The organism is Planktothrix mougeotii LEGE 06226 (assembly GCF_015207485.1).
GTDB lineage: Bacteria > Cyanobacteriota > Cyanobacteriia > Cyanobacteriales > Microcoleaceae > Planktothrix.
The window spans coordinates 1-14002 of the sequence record NZ_JADEWU010000114.1; the positions used below are offsets into that span (position 1 = coordinate 1).

Sequence of the window (14002 nt, forward strand, 5' to 3'; positions counted from 1 at the left end):
GTGCTGAAACAATACAGAAATATATTGAAGACCCTCATCATTACGCTTCGGTTAAAACCGCTTGAGTCGCTTTTCCACCTCGCTCGCTTATAGACGAGGCTACCAAGCTCCCATGTATTTCTGGTGTTTAAAAAGGGGTGTTAGTCTCGAATTTTGAAAGGCAGATTACAACGTCTAAGTTAAAAAAATTAACGTTTAGAAATCAGTTTTATTTTTATAAAACTGATTTCTAAAAAAAGTTAACTAATCAATTTTTATTAAACATCGAGGGATAGAGTTTAACGATGAATTAACACTTCAGAAAAAGTATACCAGATTTATTCCTCTGTTGACAAGTATAACACCGCTTCCAAATCTTCTGCTTGAGCCAATCAGCCTTTTCCCACAGTCTCTTGCCAGGTTAGTCCCTATAAAAAAATTCTACGCCTCTTTCAGGGATCGGGAGAACGTAGAACGTAAAAGTTATGAAATTTAACAATTATTCCTCCCTTAAGGGGTTACAAAAGTGCCGTGTAAACCGTAAGGGATATGATGTTTTAAGTGTAATCGGGCGATCGCTCCTTGAGTCAAGTCTCGACCATCCAAAATCACAATATCTGAACGATGGTGATGGGAATCATAGACCACCGTTAATAGCCATCCATCATCTTCTGCGATCGCATTTTTACGCGGAACAAATACAGGTTCACTCACAAATCCTTCCGGTGCAGCACTCCACAATTGACGCTGCTGGGTGTTTAAATCTAGTTTGAGAATGGCTTGTAAAGGTGCATTTCCTTGAGGAGAATGGGCGGCTCCTAAATATAAATAACGGTAAGGTCTACCCATTAAATTCGGATGTAAAGCTGGAAATTCACAACAGCGAGATTCAATTCTATTCTTCTCTACTTTTCCAGTAGTTAAATCTAAAGAAAAACGCCAGAGTTGTCCCGGATCTAAACGAGAAAAATCCGTTTCTCGATAATCGTCATTGGGGCGAACTTCGGGGAGGGATTCATAACAGATAGAATCTACAATAATTCTATCTTGAGCTTCATAAGCATTGGCGTGATGGAATACAAAACCTGATGAGGTTTCAAAATATTTAATTTTGCCCGAATTACGGGGAATCACAATAATTTTAGTCGGGTCTTTGGGTTGAAATTTAATACATTCCCCTGCTCCTGAAAATCCCAATAAATAGGGAATGGGATTAAATTTTACTGGATTTTGGAAGAAAATACAATAATTTGGAGTTATGGCAAAATCGTGAATAAAGGCAAATCCTGGAACAGAATGAACCTGTTTTTTCAGTAACTTTCCTTGACTAGAAATTTCATAAATTGTAATCAGGGTGGATAATTTCGGTTTAATCGAAAAATTGACTAAACACGGTTCACCGCCATTTTCTTCACAATTTGGATCAATCCTAACATGAGCCGCAAACCCATCTCCGGGTTCTAAAATCCCATCTAAATCATCAATTCCTATAGTTTCTAAGGTATGCGGATCAAGTCGATACGGTTGAGCCGCTTCCCACAACGCCAAGAGTTTTCCCGCCCAATAAATAACTTGAGTATTGGCAATATTTTTAATTCGTAAATCCATAAAATTTGCCAACCATCCCCCCGGTTTTTGGGTTCCAAAAACACCCCGATAGAGAATTTTTCCTGCTTTTTGTTCTTCTACATAACCTTGGGTTCGCACAAATCGATTACAATAATGGGCGCGACCGTTGGTAAAGCGAATCGCAGATATCATGCCATCCCCATCAAAAGGATGACGAAAAGCTTGTCCATTAATCTCTAATAAACCGGGGCCATTGCGATAAAGGGTTCCTTCTAATTCGGGAGGAATTTCTCCCTCAATATCATCAATCCAGTAATCATATTCATGCGGTTGAGACAGATAACCTTTTTGCCAAGCTTGGAGATCGTAGGATAAGGAGTCAGAGGAATTTAAAGAGGTAGAAATCAGATTCTGCATTTGAGATAATCAGGTTAAAGGTTGACAGTTAATTGTTCCCGTTCAGAGGTGGGAAGGTTAAGACTTAAAGGTTCTATTTCTGCATTATTATCGGGCAACCAATGAATAAAAAGAAGTGGTAATAAGGTGCTAAGATTGGTTACAATTACTAACAGCCATAATTGGTTAAAGTTGGTTTCAGTAATTCCAAACCAATGGGTCAGTAAAGCCCCCAATTGATAAGAAATTAATACGGCTAAATTGGAAACAGACATTAATAAGGCAAATAACGTGGCTTCTACCCCAGGGGGACATAAACGGGCTGATAATACTAAAACAGGCATATAGGCAATTTGTCCCATGACAGCCAAAATCAAACTATCTCCTAAACTAAACCAATGATCATCAATCCCTAGGGCACGATTGGTATGGGTCACTAATAACAACATGGTCATCCCTAATACCGTTGAGATCAGGGTTGACCAGAAGAAGATGTTCCGAAAGGAAACCGACTTAAGAAAGCGTTGAAATAACCAAACTCCCACCAAAGAAGCAAAACTGGTCACTAAACGAACTCGCCCTAAAAATTCCGGTTGAAATCCTAATTCATTCGTCGTAAAAAAGAAAAAAGCAGCATCAGCCGTTGGTGTTGATTGCAAAACAAAAATAAAGGCTGTAGGCAACCAAATCGATTTTTGTGTTAGGGCTTGACGCAAATTTTTGAGTTGAGATTTGATTCTTTTCCCGTTTAAGTTTTCCGGTATAACTTCTTCTGTAATCAATCCGGTCACTAAGGAAACAATTAAGGGAAAAGTAGCGGTCATGAGAAATATCGTTTGGGGGTTAAATTTTTCTAACAGAAAACCGCTTAAATAAGCTGTAATTAATCCTCCTATTGCCATTGATCCCCAACAGGCTGATTGTAAAGACCCGATATGACTAATAGATTCATGACGTGCTCGCTCCACAACCAAAGAATCAACAATCACATCGCTAATTGCCACAGAAAGGGAACTTAATATAATTACACCCGCAGCCACCCAGGGAGTATGCACAATTGTAGCCAAGGCCACCCAGGATGAGGCTCCTAATAGTCCCGATAGAATTAGATAGGGCCGACGACGATAGCCAAAAATCGGTAAACCGTCGGAAATGAACCCAAATAAAGGTTTTATAACCCAAGGCAGGGGGACAATTCCCAGTAAAACCGAGACTTCTACAGGACTCATCGCCAATTCATCCTTGAGGAAAAAACTCACTGCTAAACGAGCTAGTCCTAAGATTCCTTGGACAAAGTACACCAGTAAAATGGCGATCAGTTCTGGGGTGGGCTCATTGTCAAAAAATAGGGTCTTCTGAAAGAATTGCTGGAGTTTCTCGATGCTTGTTGAAGCCATCAGGATTAAGTTAAGAAAGATTAAGAAATGTGAATATCTTGATCATAACCTGTGGATTGTTGAATGGGGACGTTGCCCATTCCCGATGATCTGATTGGGTGACACGGGAGCAAAAATATGAGTTTTGAGTCTATAGACTTGGGATTCTACAAAAATAAAGGAGCTTATCCAATCAACTGCTGATCCAGAAGATCGGCAGTTTTTCTGTTGAGCTTGGCAGAAGGAGGGCTGTTTTAGTTACAATAAAATCTAAAATTAAATCTAAGATTTCATTCAGCATTAAGCTATGCTAAGTATAATAAGGGTTTTGCCCAATAAAATATCAACTCGTCCTTAACCCGTTTTATCCTCTCAGTGGTGGTCAATTGCTCATTGTCCGTCCATCTCAACCCCACAGTCCTATTCTTTGGGAGATAGCTATGTCAGAACGTGATGATTTCCTGTTTCCGCGCAGTCGCTACCACGGAGAATTTACGCCAGAGAAGTTGGTTTTTAATTCCAACTTGCAGGAATTTGCCCAGCGAGTCAACTATATTTGTGGACTAGAAACAAACGGAAAAGTAACCTCCGAGGAAGCTTATCAACAAATCAAACATCTGTGGAAAAAATTACGCTCATCGAAAAAAAGTTTAGGAATTGGGAAATCTGGGGATGAACCCCCGGAAAATCGTTGATCCCTAACGATCAGGAGGCATTGTCGGCTAAGATTACAAGTTGGCTATTTGTTATTTTAGATCGATAAAATGCCTAGCACGTTTACTGTCACCGTTCCGGCAACCACTGCCAACTTAGGCCCAGGATTTGATTGTATTGGAGCCGCCCTAACCTTATACAATACCCTGCAATTTTCCCCCCTAGAAACCTCCACAAACCAGACGCTTCGGATTACGGTTCACGGCACAGAAGCGGCAGGAGTGCAAACGGATGAAAGTAACTTGGCTTATCAAGGCTTTGTGAAGCTTTATCAACATCTGGGTCAAACCCCCCCTCCCGTTCAAATTAAGATTGATTTAGGGGTTCCTTTAGCAAGGGGTTTAGGAAGTTCGGCTACGGCTATTGTTGGGGGACTGGTGGGGGGTAATGCGTTAGCCGGAAATCCTTTGAGCCCAATGGATATCCTGCAACTGGCCGTTGAAATGGAAGGACACCCGGACAATGTGGTTCCTGCATTATTGGGAAATTGTCAATTATCCGTCTCCAGAGGGGAAAACAGTCCAGGGTGGGAAATTTGCCAAATTCCTTGGCATTCTAAGATTGTACCTGTTCTGGCGATTCCTGATTTTGAACTCTCAACGGCAGAAGCAAGAAGGGTTTTACCCCAAACCTATAGTCGGGGAGATGCTATTTTTAATACGGCCCATTTGGGACTGTTAATTCGGGGCTTAGAAACGGGAAATCCTGAATGGTTAAGGGTTGCACTACAGGATAAAATTCACCAACCCTATCGAAAAGCGTTAATTCGAGGCTTTGATCAAGTTCGTGCGGCTGCGTTGAATGGGGGTGCTTGTGAATTAGTGATTAGTGGTGCCGGGCCAACGTTATTGGCGTTAACGGATGAGGCATCGGCCTCTGAGGTTGCAGAAGCGATGACCCAAGCTTGGCAACAAGCAGGCGTTCACCCAGAGGTTAAAGTTCTGCAACTGGATACTCAGGGGGCAACAATTCAGTCATCGGTTTTGTAATCTCTGGAAATGTAGCGATCGCACTCCCAAAATTAACTATTTCTTATTTTAGCTATGATGGGTTAAATATTGCGATCGCGCAATGATATAATAAGCCAATGTTCCATATAAATAAGCAAATTGCTCCGTTAATAATCCCATTCCCAATTTTTCCGATAAAATCTTCCGAGAAGTCCAATTATCTACCATAACAAAGGCGGCAATTGTTTCAAATTGCAGGATATTAAACCCATAGTCTAAATTAGCTTTAGCCAATTCTGTTCCCAAACCTTGACCCCAGTAAGGTTGGTCTAAAATATAACCAAATTGGGGATAGGGAGATCTCTGATTCCGATACAGTCCAGTGCGACCAATCAAGGTATTAGAAGCTTTGTGAATAATCGCAAAATTCCCGAAACCGTGTTGTTTCCAATGGTCAATATAACTGTTTAATTCTGCCTCAGTTTCCGATAAAGTTTTACCCGTTTTATCGATAAAACGCATCACTTCTGGATTACCATAAACTCGATAAAGATCCATTAAATCTTCCGCAGAAAAAGGTCTGAGGAATAGCCGTTCTGTTTCCCAAGTATTAGGATAGTAAGAGTGAGGTGCTAAAGTAGCAAGACTTCCGGCAAATTTCCGATTTATGGGGTTAGTTTCCATCAGTAGCTATGCTTGGTTAACTAACCTTTCATCGGGCAAATAAACCAGAATTATGCAGAAGTTAGAAACCCTGGAAGAATAGAAACCGGGTTTCTAACGTGATCTTTCGGTTAATATCAAAAGTTTGTTGAGAAACCCGGTTTCTGGGTGCGTTGTTGCGCTTTAGCGCTATTATTTGGAAATACCCCGCAATGACTCCCAAGTTGGGGGAATTTCAGCCGGATTTTGACAAATAATGGGCAACCAAGACGCACAGGGAAAATGTTGTTCTAAAGATTGCAATTTTTCTCGCGCTTCTCGTACTGATAAATAAAACGATTTCCCACTCGCAAAAGCAGTGAGAAAATGCGTTAAAAATGCCTGGGCAACTGCATCAGGTACAGGTTCCCGCATGACAATAATTTGAGGAATATGTAACGTTGCTAGTTGATTGGCTAATCCTAAACCATCACAAGAGTTAAAAATGGCAATTTGTAAACCATTTTCAATAGCTGTTGTTAAAGCCGTTTTTAATTCAGCAATTGTAATTTTATCAGTATTATTAATATAAAACCAACCGTTACTGCCATCCATTGCACTCGAACTATGACCGGAAAAACACAGAATATCCCAACCTTGTTGACACGATAATTGTTCCTCTAATTCTTTGCGGTTAGGTTTAGGGAGAAAGACAGGTTCTGCACCTGTTTTTTCAATCGCAACTTTATCTTTGTCCAGATTCAGTCCTTTGTCATCCCCTAATATTGATAAAATTCTGATTTGATTTCTCTGGGGAGTTGTTCTGATAGGTCGATCATAAAAAGGCGAACTTAACGCAACTTCTGCTTTCCGATAAGGTTTGAAAAAGTCCCATAAATGCCAAGGAAGTCGCCGAACATTGATATCATCGGATTGAATAATAACTTGAATTTCATCAGAACGTTGGAATTTTTCACGGAGAATTCTATCAATCGTTAGAAATTGGTCAGCATTTAACCATTTATTAAGTTGATCTTCTAATTGTTCAGCTAATTGATCAATATCAAATTTAGAAACCTGCATAGTTCTCGGTCATCTGTTCCAAGTTTGGGATATTCTAAAAGATAAATATATCGACAATCAACATCCTCTAATTTAGTATTACTTTGAATATTCCAAGCTTCTAAACAAGCACCTGTCATCAAAGCACGGGTAAAATCGGTATTAATGGCTTCAGTTAGGGTTAAGTTTGCTCCTTCTAAATTAGCACTTTGGAACGTGGCATCACTAATATTTGCTCCTTTTAAATTAGCCTTACTCAAGTCTGCACCCATGAGGTTTGCACCTCGGAGATTGGCATTAAGATAGGATTTATTGTGACCATTACCCGTAACCAATAAAGAGCGAATGGGTAAGGGGTCTAAGATCGATTTACCAACTCTGGCAAGGAGTAGTTTTTTAGTTTCATAAAAGCGAGTGCGAGTCAGATTTGTGCCCATAAATTTCGTGCATTTGAGGGTTGCTTGGGTAAAATCTGCATCGGTTAAATTCGCATTACGAAAGTTGGTGCCAGATGTTGAGGCAAAGAAAACGGCTATTTTGCGAATAAAGACTTATAATGATTGACACTATACTAGAGCTTAAGGGCTAGTAACTGTCAACCATAGAAACCGGGTTTCTTTACAAAACTTTTGATATTAACCGAAAGATGACATGAGAAACCCGGTTTCTGAACCCTGTAGTCAAGCCAAGAAACCGGGTTTCTTAATAAAACTTTTGATATTAACCGAAAGATAACATGAGAAACCCGGTTTCTGAACCTTTGTGAGTTAGTTATAAATTGGTAAATAAGATAAGCAGTTTTGGCAGTTATTAAATATTATCCTGATCGCACTCGGCTAAAATGCTAAAAACTTGATTAGGACTAATATCTTCTCGGTCTGATTTAGAGTAAATAGTGAGGAGAAGTATGCTAATTGGTGATTCAACTTAATAGATAAGTCGATAACCAGCGCTTTTCCCTTTTTGGATATCGCTATTTTTAACTCTCACCTTAAAGATAACATAATTTTCACCCATCCCGGCAAGGCGATCGCCTATAAAGTTTCCAGCTTGGAATTGCTCAATAATTGACTGAGTATCTAACCGGATATTGCGATATTTTTTGGATAATTCGCGTAAATTCCGTTTATACTCAGGTGTTAAATCAATGTGGACAAAAGGGGTGTTATTCGACATCTATTCCCTCCCACATTTCAGAAAGGGGGATGCGTTGTCCTGATTTAGCTTGCTTTAATGCTCGCCGGAGACTGGCTTTTACTTCTTCAATGGGAGTATCATCAGGATCGGTTTCAACTTCCTCAATTACTTCGGGAAAAAGTACGATCACTCGCACGCGACTAGGGGGGAATTTTTCAATGGGGTAATCGAGGGACAATTGACCTTTTTCATCCAGGGTTCCTGTGACTTCAACGGCTTTCATTTGGTTGTCCTCAAATTTGCGTCTATTCTATCACATCAAGTCAGGAAAAATATCTACAAGTCGAGACACCAGGTTTCTGAACAAACTTTTGATAAGAGTCGAAAGATAACATAAGAAACCCGGTTTCTGAACCCCTCAGTAGTAGCTGATAAACCGGGTTTCTTAATAAAATTTTTGATAGAAGCCGATAACCTTAGAAACCCGGCTTCTTAATCTAGCTAAGAATTTGAACCCCCAAACATTGCACCGAGAATCGCGGCACTGATAGCTACAATTCCCATTGTTCTTGTTGTTCCCATCGTGGTATCTCCTAACACATTTCCTTCAGTATCAATTGCCATATATTGTTCCCCATTCGCGCCTCGATAGCAGATAATAAACCCATCTTCAGCCTCTTGATAACCGACATACTCAGCAAAGGGGTGATACTGGGCAACGATTTCGACAAACATCCGGTGCATGACAATTTCCGAAGCAGCCATATTAAAACTCCTTGTATTTTTGTCTGATGCCTATTTATCGTTACCCGAGTTGAAAGTTATGCAGAAAATTGAAAGAAGCGATCGCACGCTGCTATATTACCTTCAGATCATAAAATTCTCTATGATGCTGATATCTCCCAGTTCTATTTTAATACTAAAATGTTCTCCGGGTTCTCCGTGAAATTGTAATTGAATCCAATTATCAGCACTGCGAGAAGTTGCCTCTAAAAACACTACTTCAGTATCCTCTAAAACGGTTAATTTAAGATCGGGAGGTAAATAAGAATCTTCACCATTAGAATATAATCGGGCAATAATTGTGCGTTGTTCCTCCGTTTCGACTTGATATGCTAAAACCAATGCTAAGGGATATTCTGCCAGTTGAAATGGTCGAATTCCACTGATACTCTCTAATATATCTTCGGTTTCTGCACGGCGAGAACGGGGTGCAGTCGCATATCTAAAAAACAAATTTTCGGTTAAATTTTCTAAGAAGCTTTCTAAAGCCACAAAATCACCATTTAGTTGAATCTGATTCGGTTGTAACCAGTCAGTTAACCGAATAAATTCTGACCAAATCTTATCTAATTTATTCAATAACTCCTCAGCTAATTCTTGCCATTTATCATTACTGAATTCTTCCTCTCGGTTCCCTCCACGCCAACCCATTTCTCCTTGTGCTGGAACACAACTCGCTAGAAATTCACCCCCCGCATAGGGCCTTTTTTCTTTAGAAAAGGTGCGATAAATTCGTTCAAATTCAGTGATAATTGCTGTTAAGGGTCGTTCTGTGAGTCGGGTTTTAACTGTCTCCACAACCGGATCATCACTTTTAATAAAATCCAAAGCTGATTCTATTCGGTTAATATGATCTATCAGTGCTTCTAGGGGAAGAAAACTATCAAGAGAAATGTATTCGATCATTTCTAAAGCATTAACCGGAGGGTAAAATCCTAATAGGGTTGCTTCTCTTGAGGATTCATCAATTTCTACAACAATATAACCGATGCGATTTTCCCAAGTGTCAACGGGAATATAACAAAATTTATCTTCAGGTAAAACAGGACGACATTCGATTTTTCCAATTCCTTCTATTTCTAAATCTGCGATATTCATTAACGGCTGCATTACGGGATTTAGACTATCAGAATTTTCTATATCCGTCTCAATTCCTAAACATTCACAATAGGTTTCTACCGCATAAACCGCAAGGGTATTCAGATAAACTTGTTGAGCTTTAGTCGGATTTTCATATTGACTTTGAAAAGACTTAGCTAACTTATAAGCTTTTGAGGTTAGGGGGACTGTAAACATTGAACGATTCGTGTAAGTCATGGCTGTTATCTCCTAATTGTTAATCTCTGCTTCACTATTTTTCTTACTTTTTCGGGTTCGAGTCTTGGGTTTTGTCATCAGTTTAAAATAACTAATAGAATCTAGGTAAAAATAAATCAAATCCTTGACATCGACCCGTAATTGTTGTGCTAGAATTTTCCAAGAGGGAACTCCTCCTAATCGAGATTGAATTATTTCTTGAAAACTGATTTGAGAGTTACCTGGCATTCTTCTTTTATTATACCTCCCTTCTATATCGTTGACAATTTGTTCGATAACAGGTTGTGGTAATGCTATTTTGGCTTCTAAATACTCTTCGAGAATAGGCTTAAAATAATAACAGCTACGAGTGTAAAAAGGACTGATAGTTGTCTGAGCATTGACTTGATTTCCAAAGTGATTATTAATTTGTTGTAAGGTAAAATCTTGAAACTTTAAAAGCGCAATTTCTCGAAAATTAACATGAGGAAAATTTTTAATATGCTTTCCTCTGAAAATTTCATCTGGATCTTCGTAGATCAATTTAATTGCTTGTGGAGACATCCTTGAATCAGCTTTTGCCTGAATTTTACCTGATCTCGTTTGAGGTTGATCATTTTCCTCTTGCTTCCCAACAGGCGCATCTAATGAAACCTCTTTGGTTCGCTCTCGGATAATATCAATAAAGCGAAATTTTATATAACTAGCAAACCAGTTCCAAAACTTGAGAGGTCGATAAAGTTTCTGAACTTCATTACAAAAAGTATTCCAAGCTTGTTGTAAATCTATTTCATTAGTTTGAGTGCTGTTGCCAAAATTTTCACAAATTTGAGATAGATGTTGGGCTTTTTCCTGCGGATAGGGTTTAACAACAATCATGCCGTTTTTCTTTTTTGGGTAGTCGTGCATAAGCAGTAATAGGATTTTATCTGACCCGCTCTGGAGCAGGAGATGAAAGGCAAAAATCATTACTTTTTGAGCACTAACCTTTTTTGTTCGTCTTTGAATAAAACGATTCCGAAATTTCTCGACTTGGTTTTGAAACTCTGAATAAACTTCAGGATTTGGCTGTGATGGTAATGTTTGGCAAAAATTCAGCCATGCTGTATATAGCTGAGAATCAACTCCTTTTTTATAAATATCAATTTTCGTCAAAACTTCTGTTTGAGCTTCCTGTAAAACATCAGGCCAATCTTCCTCAAAATCACCTTCTAATTTAGACCCATATATGTTACGACAGCTATTTTTCAAGCCACCTAGTCGGCGCTTTGCTTCATCATCAGTAGGTTTTGGTAGTCGGTGTGTCGATGGTAACATAATATCCCATAACTCCTGTATAACTCTACGCCTTCTTGGAGGGTCATTAAAATATAATTGCGCTTTTAATACCAACTCTTCGAGCTTTTCATCTAATGGGTGCATAGTTGAAAGGTCAAGCAAAAAAGGGATACTTGGATTATACCCGAAAAGCACCCCTCGCTTAATCCTCTCCCAATTCTCTTAAGCAATGTCGCTTCTCGGTTCGTCGTCTTCTTGCCAGCGATCATATCCCTCATGATACCGCTTCTGAACTTCTGTCAGGTCTTCCTCACATTGCTTGATCTGGGTTTCATAACGGTGAGCGATTATTTTTAAATCTTGCTCTAAATTAGCTTTTAATTCAGCCGTTTTTTGCTGTACCCAAATCGCTTTTTGCTGTTTAATTCTTTCCTCCTTTTCCTTAATTTGCTGGGGACTCAAACCCGTCGGATTAACTTCAGGAATCGGGAATTGATTCGGCAGATTAGCAATTTCAGCACGATCAGCAAATAAACGTTGTTCAACAGCCTGATCTCGTTCTTGTTCTAACTGATGTTTGCGATCGCGAATTTGACTAATATCATAATCTGCTTCAGCCATTGGTAAGTTCTTTAACCGTCCGCTATCATCTCCTTCTGCAACGAATTTCACTAAATAATCAATCCGTTGTTCTTGGGAAATTTCCATCGTCAGCAGGTCTTTTAATTCTTCTTCTGCCATTCCTACAGGGGGAAATAAAGCGGGTTTATATTTGTTCATTAAATCAGCAAATTTTTCCGGTAATTCAAATTGATCGCTCTGAAAAGCCGCAGCAATCCAAATTAATGTTACGGGTAAACTAGCAGCAATTCCTTCAATTAATAATCCTCCGGGTAATCCTAATTGTGCCACAATCCAAAAACTAACGGTGAATTCTGCCGCACTTAATGACCCCGCTAAAACCCCATCAATCCAGAGTTGTTTACCTAAATTTTTGCTTTCAATTTCTTGGATTAATGCGGTTTGACTGCTGTAGTATAATTCTCCTAATTCATTAATAAAAGATTGGGATTCTTTTTGCTTAATAATGCTACTTAGTGCTTGATTTGTGCTGTGAGCTAAACGAGCTTTTGTTGTGACTTTAGTTGCACGGTCATCAACGAAAAAACTCGCTAAAGCACCCCCAGCCATTGCCGCAGGTAACGCCATTGATCCTAAACGGGAGGTTAATACTTGGGTTCCGGCACTAAAGGTTAATGCACCAATTATCACAACAACAATTTTAGTTGCTTTTTTAAAAGAGTCCGAGGGTTGATGTTTAGCACTAGGTTTTAAGTCATCAATGCGAGATTCTGCCACACGAGATTTACCCGATCGCTGTTGTCGTTCACTCATTTTAGCACGAAGACCTTTCGGCAACCGGGCGATAACTTCTTGGGGAAGATGCCGCCAACTATCAACTAATTGATCAATTTGAAACTGTTTTTGATGGTGATGAGAATAATTAGAACTCATGATCAATACTCCTTAATGACTATCGAGGGTTTGAGAAAGTTAACGATTAGGTTTGATCGATTAACAATTATTTTGTTCTACCTTACTATCGAGAAAACTTTTGGACGTTATGCAAAGGTTTTACCTCTAGCAAAAATTTATAATTTCCGCCCGATTTCAAAAGCTTTATTAACACAATTTGAAATATCAGCAAAGGAGCAGATTTCGGCGGAGGTTTCCTCAGTTATAACTGTTCTCAGTTGATGATTAACATTCGGGTTTTCCACCATCAACATCATTGTTCCTTGATCGGCTGTAATTTGATGTACTAATTCTTGAAGGTGTTGATCATCCGGTGGGGGTTGATTCGGCCCTGGTTCAGTATCCTGTAAAGTAATAGTGACAACAACCGGGTTATAATTTTGGCGATCGCGCTCTTTTTTAATGAGTCTGTTAACGTCTTCTAATAGTAAAATGAGCGAAGTGCCGGGTTGTTGGTTTTTAATCGGACGTTGAGCCTTATTACACTGACCCAAAAGCGATAAACTATTGAAAATAGAGATATTTTGAGTAGTAATTGGACGGTCTGCAAAAGCCGTAGTAATTGCAATATCACCGGGTTTATACTGTTGAATACTGGCGCGACAATGTTGTTGTCGTTCTAAGCTATATTTTTCAGCAGAATCGGAACTATCATCAGCGCGAATATGGATGACTCGTTGAGTGGTATATTCAATCCAAAGGGTACTACCAATGATCCCCATTCCTGCTATAATAGATCCTAAGATCAAGGGGGATTTCCACCAAGGGAGATTCTCAACTGGGGGTGAGGGTTGATAGTGACGACGGGAATAGGTGCGACTCATAACAGTTTTTCTATTGGGTACATTGCTATATCGTAGAAATCTGTTAGAGTTATGCAAAATAGAAACAAGAAACCTCGAAACCCGGTTTCTTTTGAATTAATAAGTCAATTTCGATGAGGGAAAGGTGATGGAATTTGCCACAATTAATTTATCAACTCCTCTGCAATTAACGATTGATTTAACTGATGAGCAGTTTTTTGAATTATGTCAAAACAATCGAGATTTAAAATTTGAACGGACTGCATCAGGAGTTTTAACGATTATGTCACCAACAGGAGGAAATACAGGGAGACGCAGTATTAAAATAGCGACTCAACTCGAAATTTGGAGTAGTAAGCTGCTACGCAGCTTGATTTAATAAACGGCATTGCCTTTGTTTTTAATTTTACGATTCCAATTAATGATTAGTTCTCCTTCATTTAATAATTTATGTAATAACTCTTCTAACTGCTCAACGGAT

15 protein-coding genes are annotated in these 14002 nt (G+C 39.2%); 3 read left to right on the plus strand and 12 right to left on the minus strand.

What is annotated here, in order from left to right:
- Positions 1-489: 489 nt before the first annotated feature.
- A complete protein-coding gene (locus IQ236_RS25965) occupies positions 490-1965 on the minus strand; it encodes a carotenoid oxygenase family protein (RefSeq protein ID WP_193871955.1) in 1476 nt (491 codons plus the stop codon).
- 14 nt (positions 1966-1979) lie between these two features.
- Positions 1980-3347 (minus strand): folate/biopterin family MFS transporter, encoded by a 1368-nt coding sequence (locus IQ236_RS25970; RefSeq protein WP_193871967.1) that lies wholly within the window; start codon positions 3345-3347, stop codon positions 1980-1982.
- 413 nt (positions 3348-3760) lie between these two features.
- Here IQ236_RS25970 and IQ236_RS25975 point away from each other — a divergent pair, with 413 nt between their 5' ends.
- Both IQ236_RS25975 and thrB read left to right on the plus strand, forming a co-directional pair.
- Positions 3761-4015, plus strand: coding sequence for a DUF7219 family protein (locus IQ236_RS25975; RefSeq protein WP_193871956.1), 255 nt, complete (start codon positions 3761-3763; stop codon positions 4013-4015).
- A gap of 69 nt (positions 4016-4084) precedes the next feature.
- Positions 4085-5023 (plus strand): homoserine kinase, encoded by a 939-nt coding sequence (thrB, locus tag IQ236_RS25980; RefSeq protein WP_193871957.1) that lies wholly within the window; start codon positions 4085-4087, stop codon positions 5021-5023.
- A 48-nt stretch (positions 5024-5071) separates the two neighbouring features.
- On the opposite strand, the gene IQ236_RS25985 is transcribed toward thrB, so the two are convergent.
- From IQ236_RS25985 to IQ236_RS26030, 10 genes are all read right to left on the minus strand, one after another.
- Positions 5072-5668, minus strand: a complete 597-nt coding sequence (locus IQ236_RS25985; protein WP_193871958.1) for a GNAT family N-acetyltransferase — start codon at positions 5666-5668, stop codon at positions 5072-5074.
- Between the two features lie 171 nt (positions 5669-5839).
- A complete protein-coding gene (locus IQ236_RS25990; protein WP_193871959.1) occupies positions 5840-6709 on the minus strand; it encodes a CHAT domain-containing protein in 870 nt (289 codons plus the stop codon).
- Positions 6676-7233 (minus strand): pentapeptide repeat-containing protein, encoded by a 558-nt coding sequence (locus IQ236_RS25995; RefSeq protein WP_193871968.1) that lies wholly within the window; start codon positions 7231-7233, stop codon positions 6676-6678. Before IQ236_RS25995 ends, IQ236_RS25990 begins: the two co-directional genes overlap by 34 nt.
- A 382-nt stretch (positions 7234-7615) precedes the next feature.
- The gene (locus IQ236_RS26000; RefSeq protein WP_322744375.1) at positions 7616-7864 is read right to left on the minus strand and encodes a type II toxin-antitoxin system RelE/ParE family toxin; all 249 of its coding nucleotides are present in this window, start codon (positions 7862-7864) and stop codon (positions 7616-7618) included.
- Entirely contained in the window at positions 7854-8108 is a 255-nt protein-coding gene (locus IQ236_RS26005) for a type II toxin-antitoxin system RelN family antitoxin (protein ID WP_193871960.1), read from the minus strand. Before IQ236_RS26005 ends, IQ236_RS26000 begins: the two co-directional genes overlap by 11 nt.
- A 218-nt stretch (positions 8109-8326) precedes the next feature.
- A complete protein-coding gene (locus IQ236_RS26010; protein WP_193871961.1) occupies positions 8327-8590 on the minus strand; it encodes a hypothetical protein in 264 nt (87 codons plus the stop codon).
- A 102-nt stretch (positions 8591-8692) separates the two neighbouring features.
- Entirely contained in the window at positions 8693-9925 is a 1233-nt protein-coding gene (locus IQ236_RS26015; RefSeq protein ID WP_193871962.1) for a DUF1822 family protein, read from the minus strand.
- Positions 9926-9937: 12 nt separating this feature from the next.
- Positions 9938-11344: a hypothetical protein gene (locus IQ236_RS26020; RefSeq protein ID WP_193871963.1), complete on the minus strand. Its 1407-nt coding sequence runs from the start codon at positions 11342-11344 to the stop codon at positions 9938-9940.
- Between the two features lie 60 nt (positions 11345-11404).
- Positions 11405-12697 (minus strand): hypothetical protein, encoded by a 1293-nt coding sequence (locus IQ236_RS26025; RefSeq protein ID WP_193871964.1) that lies wholly within the window; start codon positions 12695-12697, stop codon positions 11405-11407.
- A 137-nt stretch (positions 12698-12834) separates the two neighbouring features.
- The gene (locus IQ236_RS26030) at positions 12835-13542 is read right to left on the minus strand and encodes a hypothetical protein (protein WP_193871965.1); all 708 of its coding nucleotides are present in this window, start codon (positions 13540-13542) and stop codon (positions 12835-12837) included.
- Positions 13543-13669: 127 nt separating this feature from the next.
- Here IQ236_RS26030 and IQ236_RS26035 point away from each other — a divergent pair, with 127 nt between their 5' ends.
- On the plus strand, positions 13670-13900 hold the full coding sequence (locus IQ236_RS26035; RefSeq protein WP_193871966.1) for a Uma2 family endonuclease: 231 nt from the start codon (positions 13670-13672) through the stop codon (positions 13898-13900).
- Positions 13901-14002: the final 102 nt, after the last annotated feature.

Excerpts from the sequence above, each read along its gene's own strand:
- IQ236_RS25965 (WP_193871955.1), bottom strand. The coding sequence starts at position 1,965 with ATGCAGAATCTGATTTCTACCTCTTTAAATTCCTCTGACTCCTTATCC.
- IQ236_RS25975 (WP_193871956.1), top strand. The coding sequence starts at position 3,761 with ATGTCAGAACGTGATGATTTCCTGTTTCCGCGCAGTCGCTACCACGGA.
- thrB (WP_193871957.1), top strand. The coding sequence starts at position 4,085 with ATGCCTAGCACGTTTACTGTCACCGTTCCGGCAACCACTGCCAACTTA.
- IQ236_RS25985 (WP_193871958.1), bottom strand. The coding sequence starts at position 5,668 with ATGGAAACTAACCCCATAAATCGGAAATTTGCCGGAAGTCTTGCTACT.
- IQ236_RS25990 (WP_193871959.1), bottom strand. The coding sequence starts at position 6,709 with ATGCAGGTTTCTAAATTTGATATTGATCAATTAGCTGAACAATTAGAA.
- IQ236_RS26000 (WP_322744375.1), bottom strand. The coding sequence starts at position 7,864 with ATGTCGAATAACACCCCTTTTGTCCACATTGATTTAACACCTGAGTAT.
- IQ236_RS26005 (WP_193871960.1), bottom strand. The coding sequence starts at position 8,108 with ATGAAAGCCGTTGAAGTCACAGGAACCCTGGATGAAAAAGGTCAATTG.
- IQ236_RS26010 (WP_193871961.1), bottom strand. The coding sequence starts at position 8,590 with ATGGCTGCTTCGGAAATTGTCATGCACCGGATGTTTGTCGAAATCGTT.
- IQ236_RS26015 (WP_193871962.1), bottom strand. The coding sequence starts at position 9,925 with ATGACTTACACGAATCGTTCAATGTTTACAGTCCCCCTAACCTCAAAA.
- IQ236_RS26025 (WP_193871964.1), bottom strand. The coding sequence starts at position 12,697 with ATGAGTTCTAATTATTCTCATCACCATCAAAAACAGTTTCAAATTGAT.
- IQ236_RS26030 (WP_193871965.1), bottom strand. The coding sequence starts at position 13,542 with ATGAGTCGCACCTATTCCCGTCGTCACTATCAACCCTCACCCCCAGTT.
- IQ236_RS26035 (WP_193871966.1), top strand. The coding sequence starts at position 13,670 with ATGGAATTTGCCACAATTAATTTATCAACTCCTCTGCAATTAACGATT.